This is a genomic window from Shewanella sp., assembly GCF_013214165.1.
Taxonomy (GTDB): Bacteria; Pseudomonadota; Gammaproteobacteria; order Enterobacterales; family Shewanellaceae; genus Shewanella.
This window is the reverse complement of record NZ_JABSSM010000001.1, coordinates 147,118-162,279: the sequence shown is the minus strand read 5'-3', so window position 1 is coordinate 162,279 and position 15,162 is coordinate 147,118. Positions and strand designations below refer to the sequence as shown.

General features: G+C 44.7%; 11 protein-coding genes. 4 read left to right on the top strand and 7 right to left on the bottom strand.

Annotated features, from left to right (window positions below):
* Nucleotides 1-443: 443 nt before the first annotated feature.
* The 3 genes from HRU42_RS00735 to HRU42_RS00725 all read left to right on the top strand — a co-directional run bounded on the left by HRU42_RS00735 (nucleotide 444) and on the right by HRU42_RS00725 (nucleotide 4,241).
* Nucleotides 444-2,174 carry an SLC13 family permease gene (locus HRU42_RS00735; RefSeq protein ID WP_295028051.1) on the top strand — a complete coding sequence of 577 codons (1,731 nt, stop codon included), beginning with the start codon at nucleotides 444-446 and terminating at the stop codon, nucleotides 2,172-2,174.
* Nucleotides 2,175-2,287: 113 nt separating this feature from the next.
* Nucleotides 2,288-2,962: an adenylyl-sulfate kinase gene (gene cysC, locus HRU42_RS00730; RefSeq protein ID WP_295028049.1), complete on the top strand. Its 675-nt coding sequence runs from the start codon at nucleotides 2,288-2,290 to the stop codon at nucleotides 2,960-2,962.
* Between the two features lie 322 nt (nucleotides 2,963-3,284).
* Nucleotides 3,285-4,241: a DHH family phosphoesterase gene (locus tag HRU42_RS00725; RefSeq protein WP_295028048.1), complete on the top strand. Its 957-nt coding sequence runs from the start codon at nucleotides 3,285-3,287 to the stop codon at nucleotides 4,239-4,241.
* 81 nt (nucleotides 4,242-4,322) lie between these two features.
* Here HRU42_RS00725 and HRU42_RS00720 read toward each other — a convergent pair whose 3' ends face one another.
* On the bottom strand, nucleotides 4,323-4,787 hold the full coding sequence (locus HRU42_RS00720; protein ID WP_295028046.1) for a transposase: 465 nt from the start codon (nucleotides 4,785-4,787) through the stop codon (nucleotides 4,323-4,325).
* 522 nt (nucleotides 4,788-5,309) lie between these two features.
* Between HRU42_RS00720 and rfbA the strand changes: the two genes are divergently transcribed.
* Entirely contained in the window at nucleotides 5,310-6,182 is an 873-nt protein-coding gene (gene rfbA, locus HRU42_RS00715; RefSeq protein WP_295028044.1) for a glucose-1-phosphate thymidylyltransferase RfbA, read from the top strand.
* An 8-nt stretch (nucleotides 6,183-6,190) separates the two neighbouring features.
* Here rfbA and HRU42_RS00710 read toward each other — a convergent pair whose 3' ends face one another.
* The 6 genes from HRU42_RS00710 to HRU42_RS00685 form a co-directional block, all read right to left on the bottom strand.
* Nucleotides 6,191-7,492 (bottom strand): CDP-glycerol glycerophosphotransferase family protein, encoded by a 1,302-nt coding sequence (locus HRU42_RS00710; protein ID WP_295028042.1) that lies wholly within the window; start codon nucleotides 7,490-7,492, stop codon nucleotides 6,191-6,193.
* A 46-nt stretch (nucleotides 7,493-7,538) separates the two neighbouring features.
* Nucleotides 7,539-8,972, bottom strand: coding sequence for an NDP-sugar synthase (locus HRU42_RS00705; RefSeq protein WP_295028040.1), 1,434 nt, complete (start codon nucleotides 8,970-8,972; stop codon nucleotides 7,539-7,541).
* A 90-nt stretch (nucleotides 8,973-9,062) separates the two neighbouring features.
* Nucleotides 9,063-11,180 carry a WecB/TagA/CpsF family glycosyltransferase gene (locus tag HRU42_RS00700; RefSeq protein WP_295028038.1) on the bottom strand — a complete coding sequence of 706 codons (2,118 nt, stop codon included), beginning with the start codon at nucleotides 11,178-11,180 and terminating at the stop codon, nucleotides 9,063-9,065.
* Nucleotides 11,181-11,651: 471 nt separating this feature from the next.
* The gene (locus tag HRU42_RS00695) at nucleotides 11,652-13,355 is read right to left on the bottom strand and encodes an oligosaccharide flippase family protein (protein WP_295028036.1); all 1,704 of its coding nucleotides are present in this window, start codon (nucleotides 13,353-13,355) and stop codon (nucleotides 11,652-11,654) included.
* 398 nt (nucleotides 13,356-13,753) lie between these two features.
* Nucleotides 13,754-13,972, bottom strand: coding sequence for a hypothetical protein (locus HRU42_RS00690; protein WP_295028034.1), 219 nt, complete (start codon nucleotides 13,970-13,972; stop codon nucleotides 13,754-13,756).
* Nucleotides 13,973-14,111: 139 nt separating this feature from the next.
* Complete coding sequence (locus HRU42_RS00685) at nucleotides 14,112-14,453, bottom strand: STAS domain-containing protein (protein ID WP_295028033.1); 342 nt, start codon at nucleotides 14,451-14,453, stop codon at nucleotides 14,112-14,114.
* Between the last annotated feature and the right edge of the window lie 709 nt (nucleotides 14,454-15,162).

Below are 15,162 nucleotides of genomic sequence, written 5' to 3'. Positions count from 1 at the left end.
CCCATTGTAGGAGGGTCTTCAGGCCCGATTGGTATCGATTCGAATAATGGCGGATTGTTTGGCCCATTGTAGGAGGGCCTTCAGGCCCGAAATCGGTATTGATGTTGATTCGAACATTTGCTTGTTTCAATCAATCGCGGCTGAAGCCGCTCCTACGGTGAAAATGAGATTGAATCGGTACGTTTAGGTTTATCCGTTTTGTAGGAGGGTCTTCAGGCCCGATATCGGTATTGATGTTGATTCGAACATTTGCTTGTTTCAATCAATCGCGGCTGAAGCCGCTCCTACGGTGAAAATGAGATTGAATCGGTACGTTTAGGTTTATCCGTTTTGTAGGAGGGCCTTCAGGCCCGAAATCGGTATTGATGTTGATTAGAACATTTGCTTGTTTCAATCAATCGTGGCTGAAGCCGCTCCTACAACCGAAATAATCATAGGAATATATGTCTCTAGATGCATATTTAACCATAGGAATATTTGTCGCGACCATCGCGGGACTTATTCGTTTTCAGAGCCGTCCAGCCGTGGTATTCGGTGTGGCTCTGCTAGCCTTGGTCGGACTTAATTTGGTCTCGAAAGAGCAGCTGCTGTCGAGTATGTCCAACCCTGGTTTGGTGACTCTGGTGCTGTTGATCTTATGTTCCTTCGCATTAGAGAAGACTCGCTTGCTTAGGGTGATTGCTTCCAAGGTGATAGTGAGCAGTTACAATTCGACCTGGATGCGACTCTTCGGCATTACTGCGTTAAGCTCGGCCATGCTCAATAACACGGCCGTGGTCGCGACCTTGCTATCGCCAATTCGTAATAATCCGCATCACTTCGCCAGTAAATTGTTATTGCCACTTTCCTACGCTGCTATCTTAGGGGGAACGCTCACCTTAATAGGCACATCCACCAACTTGATCGTTAACAGCCTTTATATCGATGCCACTGGTAAGTCACTCAGTTTCTTTTCGTTTACTGCGGTCGGTATCATGCTGGTATTAGGTTGCGGCCTGGTATTAAGACTGGCCTCTCGCTGGTTGCCAGAGATAGAACATAAAGAGACCTGCTCCAAGGGCTATTTTATTGATGCTAAAGTTGTCACTGGCTCCGAGCTTATTGGCCGTTCGGTCGAAGATAATGGCCTTAGGCATCTAGAATCGCTATTTTTGGTCGAAGTTGTTCGCGATGGACGCTTGATAAGCCCGGTAACACCGACAGAAGTCCTGCTGCTCAATGACAGGCTTATTTTCAGTGGTGATATCACTAAGATGATGCAGCTGAGTCAATTCTCTGGTTTGGAGATGTTTGCCGAGAAAAATGGCCTACTGGACTCTAATTTAACCGAAGTGGTGGTGAAGAACGAGAGTGTACTCATAGGTAAGACATTGAAAGGCTCTGGCTTTAGGGCCTTGTTCGATGCCGCTGTGGTGGCGATTCGCCGTGACGGGGAGGAGATCTCGGGTAAGCTGGGCGAAGTCGTCATCAAGGCGGGAGACTTTTTAGTCTTAGCCGTAGGTGAAGATTTTAAGACCCGCAGGAATATCAGTAAAAATTTCATCGTGATCAGTGGTGTTGAGCCTGAAATTCGCATCAATGGTGCCAAGGCGTGGCTGTCAATCGGTGGGTTTGTATTGACTATCGCACTTGCTGCCACGGGCGTGATAGAGATGCTGCAAGGGATGTTGCTGCTGCTTGGCGTGCTCATATTCAGTAAATGCCTCAATGTGAACGAAGTGGTGAGGCGTTTCCCCGTCGATATCTGGTTAATCGTGTCGACGGCTATCTTGCTTTCGCATGCACTGGTTAATAATGGCGTCGCCGATTTAGTGGCCCAGTGGGTAAATAGTGTAACGGATAAAGACCACCTCTATCTGGCGCTGATATTGGTTTATGTTGCAACTTGGCTGATGACTGAGCTCATTACCAATAATGCCGCCGCGGCATTAATGTTCCCTATCGCTTACAGTATCGCCTTAGGTTTTGGTGTGGACATATTACCTTTCGTGATGACCGTCGCTTTTGCGGCTAGTGGCAGTTTCATCAGCCCCTATGGTTATCAGACCAACTTGATGGTGTATAACGCCGGACATTATCGAATAATCGATTTTGTCAGAGTCGGATTACCAGTGAGCCTGACTTATGGCGTCATAGTACTCGTGGCCGTACCTGTGTTTTTCCCGTTTATGTAGGAGGGCCTTTAGGCCCGATGTTGATATCGATGTAGATGTTGATGGTAACACCGCGTTGGTTAAACCCTTCGCGAATATGCCCGAATATGCCCGAAATAAAAATTGGATATGTGATGACTGTAAAGATAGATAAAATACAAGAAGCGTCTCCCTATAAGAATGTTGAGACGTTAAGCGAGTCATCCTCAGACGTCGTTTGGCATCAAGCCAGCGTGTCTCATGAAGAGCGAGTCGCGAGTAATGGTCATAGCCCAGCCGTGCTTTGGTTTACTGGCCTAAGTGGCTCGGGGAAATCTACTGTGGCTAATGCGGTAGATAAGATGCTGCATGACATCGGCTGTAAAACCTACCTGTTAGATGGCGATAACGTTCGTCATGGCTTGAATGGTGACTTGGGTTTCTCGGATGAAGACAGAGTCGAGAACATTCGCCGTATAGGCGAAGTGTCCAAGTTGTTTGTCGATGCGGGTCTGCTGGTCTCAACAGCATTTATCTCACCTTTTCTGGCTGATAGAGAGCAGGTTCGAAATCAGTTAAAGGTCGGTGAGTTTATCGAGATTTTTATCGACACGCCGATTGAGATATGTGAGCTAAGAGATCCAAAAGGTTTATACAAGCAAGCCCGCGCAGGTGAGATTAAGAACTTTACCGGCATAGATTCTGCCTATGAGCTGCCGGTGAGCCCAGAGGTACATGTCATGACTGAGAAGCAGTCGGTAGAAGCCTGTGCGAAGCAGGTGATAGATTATCTTAAAAATAATGGTTATTTGAAAGCAGTCTCGCTGTAGGAGGGGCTTCAGCCCCGAGAAGAATGTTCAAGAAATCCTTCGCGGCTAAAGCGCGCTCCTACGGTGTGTGGGATTTAATTGACCTATGTTGTTGCATTGGGTGTATTGGTCTTATCTTGTGTAGGAGGGCCTTCAGGCCCGAAATCGATGTTGATGGTAACACCGCGTTGGATTAACCCTTCTGGGTTTAATTCTTCTGGGATTAACCCTTCGCGGCTGAAGCCGCTCCTACGGTATGTTCAGGGGGGATTGGTGCATTGTTTGTATTGTTCCTTCGCGGCTGAAGCCGCTCCTACGGTACGCTTAAATCGAAAGGGTGTGAATGAATTACGATATTTTTAACGGTGATGCCGATGGCATCATCGCCTTGTTGCAGCTTAGATTGGCAAACCCTGTCGAGAGTGAGTTGGTGACAGGCGTTAAACGTGACATCCAGTTGCTGGAAAAAGTGACAGTGAGCTCTGGAGATAGCCTTACGGTACTCGATATCTCGATGGAGAAGAATCGAGATGCTCTGCTCAGTGCGCTTAAAACTGGTGCGACTGTGTATTACGCCGATCATCACCGATGTGGTGTTATTCCTCAGCATAAAAATTTGCAGGCCCACATAGATTTAGATGCCAATACTTGTACGGCACTTATCATAGATCGGCTTTTACAGGGACAATTCCATCTTTGGGCGATCACGGCAGCTTTCGGTGATAACCTTATTGCTAAGGCCGATAAATTAGCTGAACAAGCTGGTTTATCTAAGGGCCAGGCTGAGCAGCTCAAAGAACTCGGCACCCTGATTAATTACAATGGCTACGGCAGTAGAACCCAAGACCTTCACTTTCATCCCGCAGATTTGTACCTGGCCTTGCTTAAGTATCCCAATCCTTTTGACGTGATAGCCGATGTGGATTCGCCTTTTTACCAGCTTCAAAGCGCGTATCGACAAGACATGGATAAGGCATTGGCCGTAGAGTCTTGCCATCGTAGTGCCAATTTATCTGTTTTTGAATTACCCGATAGTGCCTGGGCGAGACGCATTAGCGGTGTATACGGCAACTACTTGGCTAATCTAGATCCCGATTCTGCCCATGGGGTATTAACCGATAATAATGATGGCAGTTATACCGTTTCTTTACGGGCACCATTAAATAACAAGCAGGGTGCTGGCGATATCTGCAGCCAATTTGATACTGGCGGCGGTCGGGCTGCAGCCGCAGGGATCAATGCGTTAACTAAAGCAGAGCTGAATAGATTTATTCAGACGGTAGAAGCATTTTATGCATAAACAGCCATCTTTTGTAGGAGGGCCTTTAGGCCCGATGTCGATATCGATGGCAATAATGGTGTTGGTTTTATCCTTCGCGGTTTAATCAATCGCGGCTGAAGCCGTTCCTACGGGGAGATACATGCAATCCCAATGTGAGTAATTGCCAATATCCTCGACTAATTTAGCTCTCAATGGGTTAGCGACTATGTACCTCATCACTTCCTTTATCTCTTCATCTTGCCTCAAGCAATGATCGTAAAATCCTGGTTGCCACACGTTAATATTCCGTTTCAGATGAGTGTTGATCTGTTTGGCACTCCGGCCTTTCACGTAACCTACGGCACGACTTAAATCAGTGATATCATTGAGCCTAAATAGCCAATGTAGGTGATCTGGCATTAGGGTATAGCCTATAGTCGACGTTATTTTTTGCTCATCAGACAATTTTAAATTATTAATGACTATTCGAGCACAGCCAAAATCATTAAACAATGGTTCTCTTTCATGGGTATTGGTTGTAACGAAGTAGATGTTATTTTCGTTACTGTATCTTCCAAGCCGCAAGTTACTTCCATGTTGCATAATTAGCCTTGTGTTGATTGAAATCAATTTATTAATTTTAGTCGTAAATCGCGGCTAAAGCATCGCGGATTAACCCTTCGGGGTTTAACCCTTCGCGGTTTAACCCTTCGGCGGTTTAACCCTTCGGGGTTTAACCCTTCGGGGTTTAACCCTTCACGGTTTAACCCTTCGCGGTTTAACCCTTCGCGGTTTAACCCTTCGCGGCTGAAGCCGCTCCTACGATATGTTCTTTCGCGGCTGAAGCCGCTCCTACGATATGTTCCTTCGCGGCTGAAGCCGCTCCTACGATATGTTCCTTCGCGGCTAAAGCCGCTCCTACGGGGGTGGGGATTACGTAGGAGGGTCTTCAGGCCCGAAATCGATGTTAATGGTAACACCGGCGTTGGTTTAACCCTTCGCGGCTGAAGCCGCTCCTACGATATGTTCCTTCGCGGCTGAAGCCGCTCCTACGGGTGTGATAAGATATCACCTGTTTCTATCTAATTTTTGAGATGTAAGCCAAATATGAGAAAAGGCATTATTTTAGCTGGTGGTACCGGGTCTAGGTTGTTCCCTATGACTCAGGTTGTGAGTAAGCAGTTACTGCCAGTTTATGATAAACCTATGATCTATTACCCTATTTCTACACTGATGCAGGCCGGGATAAGAGATATCCTACTTATCTGTAGACCCGCTGACTTGTCTCTGTTTCGTGCCCTGTTGCAGGATGGTACTCAGTGGGGCATATCGCTGCAATACGCCGAGCAAACTCAGCCCAATGGACTTGCTGAGGCTCTCATCATAGCGGAAGATTTTCTCGATGGAGGGCCTAGCGCCTTAATCTTAGGCGATAACCTCTTTTATGGTGACTCGCTAACTCCGTTATTAACTCAGATCTGCGCTACTGGAACCGGTGCTGGCGTGTTTGCTTATCACGTGTCTAATCCACAAGATTATGGCGTGATTAGCTTCGATGATAGTGGGCGTGCACTCTCGATTGAGGAGAAACCAGTTCAGCCTCAATCTAAGTATGCCATGCCTGGATTGTATTTTTTTGACAACCAGGCCTCTGGTTTTGCTAAACAAATTACTCCTTCTGCGCGAGGCGAGCTCGAAATTGTCGATCTGGTTAATATGTACTTAAGCTCCGGCGATCTACATGTGAATATACTGGGCAGAGGCACTGCCTGGCTCGATACTGGTACCCCTGATGCTTTTGCCGAAGCGACTCAATTTATTTCTGCCATCGAAAAGCGCCAAGGCCTCAAGATTAACTGTCCTGAAGAGGTCGCTTACCGTCTAGGTTTGATTGATGATGCACAGTTAAGAGAACTCGCTAAGCCCTTGCTCAATAGCGGTTATGGTGAGTACCTTCTAGGCTTGCTTTCTCGCGGCTAAAGCCGCTCCTACGGTAAATGATGGCGATATGTTTTATCTGTTCTCTTGATTATCTGCTTCTCTATTACATCAAACGCATCACAGGCATATTCCGACCAGAACAGATTACAAAGTTGCTTGTATTTTTGGCTTAGTTTGGCTGAAATATAAAAGCTCTCATCTGACTCTAGTTTCATTAGTAGTGCTTCAAAACTCGATACCTTCACCGCCTTGTCATTGCCATATAACGGCAAGGTATCGACATAGTCATAGTTGTCTGTGTATGACTCCTGAGATGATTCTTTCTTTGGCATGAGTTTTTCTATATCAGATGGAATATAAAAAAGTGTCGGTGTTTGATTGAGAAGAAAGTCTATGCAGAGTGAAGATTGATCTGTGATGAGTAGATCGACTTCATGCATATTGGGGTATATATCTTGGCATTGAGATATATCGACAATATTGGGGTATTGATTAAATTCTGATTTAAGCTGTGCCTCGTTCGCATCTAGCCTTATCAAAAAAAGCTGGTTGTTTATGGTTAAATGCTCAGACAATACCTTCCAATTGAACGCCACATCGTAAAGGTTAATTTCATTTTTATCTTCAGTTAGATGGCTTTTAGCCTGTAAGTTTGTCTGATGATATTTTGTCGTTTGCAGCTTCCACGTCGGTGCGTACATAATGACTTTGTCAAAATGATGATTAAAAAGATTGGTGAACGATAGTTTTTGTTCTGGATAGCGCTTGTGATAGTCGGTTCTAGGGTTGCCGCTGCGGAGCATCTGTTTGTCAGAGAGCCTAAAAGCAGACATGAACAGTTTATCCATCATTGGGCTAGGGCTTAACATGATGTCGGGTTTTATATGTTGCTGGTGGTACCTTAATGAGTTCGTCAGCTTATTTATTGAATTTGATGCTTGAAAGGTGTGAGTCAGTGGGCCAGAAGTGATATCAAATTCAATTTTTTTGAGCGGAGATCCATGCCACAGGTTAACCTTAATCGCACCTTTAGCCAGGTTTTGGTTAATATCGCCAATATAGCTGTTGTAGAAGTAATACTTGGCAGTAAGACAGTGAAATAAGCCTAGAAAACTTCTTCTATGATAGGCTTCAAAGCCTCTTTTATGCAGTGCTGCTATCACCTCCGGGTTGCCGCTAATCCATATTGCACGGATAAACTGAGTCTGTTGCCAGTGTATGTATAAGTATTTGGCATTATCTGAAAATTGGTTTTCATAGCTCCCCATAACCGCTTTCTCACTACGGGGTGAGAATGCAGAGCTATAATAAATAATTTTCCTTAACATCATTAGCATCAAATTGGTCATTACCCGCTCCTTACACTTGCTATAAGTTCGGGGCTAAAGGCCCCTCCTACAAAAAATGTGACGCTGTTATTGTCTGTGGCTGTGATCGTAATGCGCGCCAAAGTAGATGTAAGTATTTGCTGGCTCTGTTATCTGCATCGAACTCAAGTTCTAGCATTTGACGTTCCTCTTTAGGAGCGGATTTATCCAGCAGTAACTGAACCGGGCCCAGCACACCTAAGCGACGGTCATTTTTTCCTGTGGCATATCTCGCTTCAGGAGTGTCGCCAAATAGATCAAGTCTTCCGGTGAGTACATGATATATCTGCGGTAATCTGGCTGAGATAGGGCCTGGTATGTTCCATCGCCACGCTTTAAAGGTTTGTCCTAAATTGTCGATACAGGTATCGGAAATAGTCGAGTACTCAGAATGCTTGCTAAACGTGTGTCTTAATGCGGAATACACCGATAACAGGGGCCATAGGGGTAAGCTGAGTATTAAAATTACGAATAAGAATAGTTTTGTAAGTGTACTTGTTTTGTTTTCACTGGGCTTGGCAGGGATCTCATTTGCGCCGATCAAGGCTTGATCTTTGATTTGAATGACACCTAAGTGCTGCAGGTTTATAAGCAGATCTTGGCAGAGAATGCTATTTTTAACTTCTAACCTTTCTCCTACATAGGTGTTGGGCAGGATCAAGCTGTTCTCAATGCTAGATTCTTTGTCGATTAAACAATTACTGCCGATCACAACTGATTCTTTTAACTGTACCTTCTCTTCTATTCGGCAGTTGTTTCCTATGATCCCCCAACCATTTTGGCTGGTTAAATCACCAGTATGGGCCTTAGTACCAACATAAAAATCTTGCTGTGCATTAGCAGACAGGTAACTACGTTCGCTAGGCGTTAATGTAGGAAGTTCATTCTTGGCTAAACACAAATTTGCATCCATATACGAGTGAAAACTATCAAGCATGAAGCTGCGTCCGTGTAAGACGAGTGTCACAACACTGGTGCTGTCGAAATGTGAAAAAAAAGGCCAGTCGATATCGGCAAGATAGGGGAGAGCTGCGGGGAGTAACATCATGCCTGCATTCTGGCTCTCCATTTTGGCTTGCACAAAGTCACTAGGGAACTCTTTAGAAAAGTCGATAAATTGAGAAATAGAAGGGGAGCGAAAAATATCCCCCCTAACGAGCAATAAACTTTCATCGGGGTCCAGCGCCAGACGCTTTAATATTGAGCCGGCTTCTTCTTGGGGCTTACTTAAAAAATATTCTATTTCTAGTCCCCACTTTTCACCATTGCAGAGAAAACTTTCAATCTCTCTAGCTTGAGATGAAATAATTAACTTTATCTGGGTGATCCCGGATTTGGCTATGTCCTCTAAGGTATATTCAATCACGGCTTTATTACCGATAGGAAGTCGTGCTGGACAGTAATGGTCATTCAGTGGTGCTAATTCATCACCTGTTCTGTTTGCAAAAATGATGGCTTGCATGCGCAGTTCTCCATAGTTAGCCCTGTTTAGGTCTTGTTACTGACTGTTTCGCCCTCGTCTGCTGATGACTCCTTGCGTTAATTTTTGTTATCAATAGGCACCTCGGGAAAATATCACTGCCGGTATGGTTTTAATCAGTAAGCAAACATCGGTAAAGAATGATTGCTGGTAGATATAATCAACATCCAATTCAACCTGTTGATCGAAAGGGATATCAGAGCGGCCGCTGACTTGCCATATACAAGTGATGCCAGGCTTAACGGCAAGCCGTCTTCTGTCATGCTGACTATATTGTTCCACCTCAGCCAATAGTGCCGGCCTTGGGCCAACCAGAGACATGTCTGCGCAGATAACATTCCACAGTTGAGGCAGCTCGTCGATTGATAGCTTTCTGATCACTTTGCCGATGAGGGTGATTCTTGGATCTTTTTTTATTTTAAATAGCACGCCGCCTTGCATCTCATTAGCCGATTGCAGTTTTCTCCGACGCAGTTCTGCGTCTTGGTACATAGAGCGAAATTTCCACATCGTAAAAGGGATATTATGTTTGCCAGCCCTTTGTTGGCTAAACAGCACTGGCCCCTTAGACTCCAGCCGTATTAGCAATGACACCCATAGTAGCAACGGCAATAAAAGTACCAGTAGTAAAGAAGCACAAAAAAGATCGAGTCCTCGCTTTAATTGGATATTAAATCTCGCTAGCGCTCTATTGCGTTTGCAGCGTTGTTTCGCCTGAGCATTTAATGAGTGCTGGTTGGTTAAATTTGGATGCTTGATATTTTTTTTATTGCCTGAATATTCAAGCTTATTGGCATAAACTGAACCGGGTAATAGTTGACCTCTTGCTGTCTGTGCCGCAGATGTTATGGGGTCGCCTTGTTGCTTTTGTTGACGTATTTCTTGCAACACACGATATAAGAAAAGCGGATTTCCTAAGATATATCGCTGCCACATTCTCTTTGGCTCTTCTTTGAGGCGGCAAACCCATTCCATGCCTATTTGTCTTACCCATAATGGGGCTCGTATGATTTTCTCTGAGTAAAAATCAAATAACCCGCCTACGCCAATGCCCACTGCGACATCCAGATGAGCTTGATGTTTTTCTAGCCAAAGTTCTTGTCTTGGTGCCCCCATTGCGACCAGTAAAACACTAGCGCCTGAAGCATTAATCTGCTTAATCACAGATTGTTCATCTGCTAATGAATCTACATAGCCATGGTGAGTACCCGCGACAGTTAACTTGGGGTATTGATGGCTCATCTTTTCAGCGGTTTTAGCGGCAATGCCTAGGGCTCCACCGAGAAGAAAGACAGATAAATTGTTTTTTGATAGCTGCTCGCACAGTCGAGGAAACATGTCAGTGCCATTGAGATTGTCTTTAGGGGAATAGCCTTTCCAAAGGCTAGCAATGCGTATGCCCGAACCATCGGCAAATACCTTGTGACAACTCGATTGCAAACAGCGACGGTAGAATGGGTCTTTGACACTGATATTCAAGCAAGCTGCATTGACGAAGGCATATTGAAGCATACCGTTCGAATGAGCTACGGCTGAGGGAGTCGTGTCGGGATTTCGCGTCAGCTTCAACGCTTTGTAGTGTTGGGATTGAATGATTATTTCTGCCAACATCTCCTTCATGGTGAGATTACAGAGTTGTATATTGAATAAGGGAATTGATTGCGCCGAGCTATTAGCCTTATGGGCTGAAAATATCGATGTCAGTACGACTCTAGATACTGCCATAAGATAAGATAACAGGTTGCTTTGTGCGTTATGCAGGTGTTCTGCCTTGTCCTCGAAATTAATGCCTAACCTTTGATGCATTTGCTCAAAAGAGAGTAGACCTGGCTTGCTAAACCATGGTTTTTGTTGTTGATAAGAGACTTGGCCAGCTCCTTGGTCCGGTTCAAGGTAATATTTTTTGTCGCTACCAAGCAGGGAAAGGTCACCCTTGAGTAAGTTGATTAAATAGGGCCATTGGCAACATATCCCTTCACCTGTGAATTGATATAGACCTATTTTTCCATCTTTTGCGTCGTGAATATAAACTCGTTCTATGGCCGAGCCATGGTGATACTTTCGATACAGAGACTTAAGTACTAAGACAGGCATTGCAGCTATGATGAGTAGCAGGCCAACGATAATGTCGACGGTTCTGAGCATATGAGCTCTGATATGAGCAGTTTCTACTCGAGTGTCTGTTATCATTTTCCCAGCCTTAAGCAAGATTGCTATTCGATGCTAGAGTTCAATTCATATTTTAGGATAAAGCATAATTCGGGCCAGTTAGATAAACTGTTGTTTAACAAGTTGTTGTTATGTTTTTCCTGGTGTTTACACTGAGTGTGATTGTGGTTTTTCGCAGTTTGCATCTTGGGTATGCAAAGCGCATTGATTAAAGAAGACATTTTAAATACCAACAGTATCTTGGAGCAAGTGTTCATACTCATACTCATACTCATACTCATACTCATACTCATACTCATACTCATAGGTATTAATACCAAGCCTGAGGGACTGTGGTTTTGACTGAGTTTTTTGAAGCACTAAGTCCACTTTTGCACGCTCTGCTCCAAGATCGGCAAACTATTGGCTTATGAGATTCTTTTATGGGATTAACGATGACTTGACGCTATCTTTACTGATGGGTTTTCCTGGCCTTGCCCAATACCTGAGACTCTAGGCGTCATTAGGAAACTCCTGTGCAAATGTTTTTGCCGTTTTCTCATTCACATTAGGTGTTTCTTGATGGTTTGAAATACGGTTTATTCTGTCATATGTACTTTGTTTGAGAATATAAGAGTGAACGTAGCGAGTTAACACGGTTGTGGTCAAAAGGTGAACGAGCAAGACGCCTAAGGCAACGGCCTCTAATCCCCATTGGCTGAAAAAACTGATGCTGAGGACTAATAATAAGATGACGCTGATATTGTATTTAAGTTGGATACTTTGCATGTTTAGATTGAGCCAAAGTTGGCTGGCAGCTTCAGTAAAGGGCCTCAGCAGACCGCATAAGCAGAGCAGAATAAATACCGGAAGGGCCCCAGCATGGATCCAATGTTGGCCGTAGAGAAAAGGTAGGTAGATAGGCGCAAATATAAGTTGCAGCATGATTATTGGAAATGTGAGCTTGAGAAGCTGTGAAAGCGAGCTTTGGTAACGGGTGTAAGTATCATCTTGCTCCGGTCCTAGCGGGTGCTTGTCTAAGTTCGCCGTCGTTGTTTTTTCCTCAGCAAGTGTATTGGTGTCTGAATGAGCTGGTGTATGAGTATGGATTTTGGCTTCACTCTCACTCGGGCCCATTGATGAATAAAGAGGGGAACAGCAAGGTTGAGAATACTGCGAGCGAGAATATTGCTGCATAATGATAGTCGTCAGTCCTACACTGGCGGCGAAGGCAAAAAAGTAAACTCCTAGTGCCTCTAGCCCAAAAAAATATCCCACTAGCAGGTAATCTATGTTGTTCCTCAGGGCAATACTCAGATCATGCAAACCATTTTTAACCCCCAATTGGAGCATCTCATTTGTGGAAGCTTGCTGCTTGCTGAGCTTATGAGTGATCTTTTTGAATTCTTCTGAAATCTGTAAGTTGGCGATGAGTTTGATACTTATTGCCAGGTTCTTAATATCGCTTTTGCTTGTTTTGTCCTCCATAGGGGGGAGACTAGCCACCTGATGTGACACTCTCGAGGTCTCTATTGCGGATCGTGAATTGATACAATGATTTTGATAATAAACGTGCTCGGCAGGAGGACTCTGGGAGTCTGAACCATTAACTAAGGAGGTATGATACCTGTGGATCCCGACCCATATAAGGATCCCTAATACCTTAGGTATGATAATGGCCCAGACTCCCAAACCGAGCAAAGCTAAACAGGCTGTGAGTACACAGTCGGCTATGGTCTGCCATAGAATGGCTTGGCCGACGACGGGTCTCTTGTTTGTTCTTAGGTTAGATGTCGCATGAAGCATGCCGAAGGGAAGCAATAAATAGCTTGTTGCCATGAGTATCATAGGCGGGATCAAGGTTGGATCCTGATGGAAAAATGCGAGAGGCCAGCTGAGTAAGCTCATGGCAACAAATGCAATAATCGCGGCGCACCAATTCATTTTATGGGCGATAGCTAGGGCTGAATGTAAGGTCAAATCATCCATTTTGAGCAAAGCGACTGAGGTGAACCGGATGGTAGGGGCACTGATGAGTTCGAAGCAGGCAAGTATGATGGCCACTTCACCGAAGATTTCAGGTGTCAACAGACGGGCCAGCAAGATGCTAGATGCAAATCTAATGATCCGTCCCAGCACTTGTGCCGAACTCACAGAGAATAGGCTCTTGGTGAGCCCATTCCTGATCCCCTGTTGGGCATTATCAACTACAGGCATCGGCTCTCCTCAATATAGAGATAAACAAGATCTAAATAGGGTTTCTATATAGAGTCATACATAATCAATGCCAGTTGTTAGGTGTTTGACTAAGATCATGAAATTTAAATGTTCTTTTTTAACTTTGCATTTACCCTATTAGTTTGTCGTCGATAATATTTCGCGGTTTGCAAATATTGACGACTTTTTCAAGTTTGGCTTGGTTGTTGTTGCAAAATGCAAGATGCAAGATGCGAATGACGGAATGACGGAATGACGGAATGACGGAATGACGGAATGACGGGACAAGGTGACAGTATCTGCAGGGCTCGAATGGTGAATTTATCTAGGCTTACTTATTACTCCTAATGCCAGCGCCATGAGCGGCTGTGTTTGCCCATATAGATTGCAGTATTGAGCTATTGCTCACTCTTATAAAGTATTCGCCCCCCATAATAGAGACAATTTTTAGTGTGCATTGGGTCATTGGATTTGAGGTGACTTCTCGCGGTGTCACTGGTGTTTTGACATAGGTTTCTATCTTCATTATTGAGCATGACTAAACTGATGCAGGCTGCCAGATTGAGTAAGAGAAATAGGCTGAGTCTCTTGATTGTATTGCCATCTAATTTTTCCATAATTAGCGCCTCGATATTTTATTATGCTTAACTTTTAACTCAATTCGCTTTCATTGCTCTATTTTCTGCAAGTGTGTCTAGTCATTATGTTCAGGTATTATTTGCAGTCCGCATGTATATGTATCGTTACTGACTACTGTCAGACACTACATATATGTTCGATTGCCGCATCTCTATCTTCAAAAATAGTGAACACATGATGTAGCCGTGTGAGTTCAATCAGGGCGCGGACGCCAGCCGAAGGTGAGAGTAAGATCACTTCGCCTGAATGTTTCTGGGTGAGTTTATGTGCCGATACCAGAATCGACAGGCCACTGGAGTCGATATATTCCACTTGATGTAAATCCATCACCAGCTTGGTACTGCCGGTTTCTATTTGACGAGAAATAGCGGCTCTTATTGTTGGCGTCTGAGCCATGATCATCTCTTTAGGTAAGGTGACTAAGCATGCATTTTCGAGTGCCAAGGGAGAGAACTTCATAACTAGCTCCTTAAAATAATCGTCTTGTTTATGAACGAGACATAACAATGAATAAGCACAAACTAGGCCAAGGTTTAGGTTACTGATTTTATAGGGTAAAAATCGTTGATTATGTGTCTACACGAAAGATGAACACCTGTGCCTAAATGATTTGCTTTGCAATTTGCGAATCTCCCCCCCCTCGCTTGTCGTAGGAGCGGCTTTAGCCGCGAGAGAACCCATCAGAACCCATCAGAACACATCATCAATCCATCGGGATTCGGGCCATCGGGATTCGGGCCATTACGGTTCGGGCCTGAAGGCCCTCCTACACGGAATAAACCAATACCATCCACAACAAATCTGATGACGCTAGGATTGTGTGCAATTGTTTGTAATCGCTTGTCGTAGGAGCGGCTTTAGCCGCGAGAGAACCCATCAACAATCCATCGGGCGATCACGGTTCGGGCCATCACGGTTCGGGCCATTACGCTTCGGGCCTGAAGGCCCTCCTACAAAAATGGGACAAACTGCATATTCCCATTAACATCGATATCGGGCCATCACGGTTCGGGCCTGAAGGCCCTCCTACAACGGAATAAACCAATACCATCCACAACAAATCTGATGACGCTAGGATTGTGTGCAATTGTTTGTAATCGCTTGTCGTAGGAGCGGCTTTAGCCGCGAGAGAACCCATCAGAACCCATCACAACACATCATCAATCCA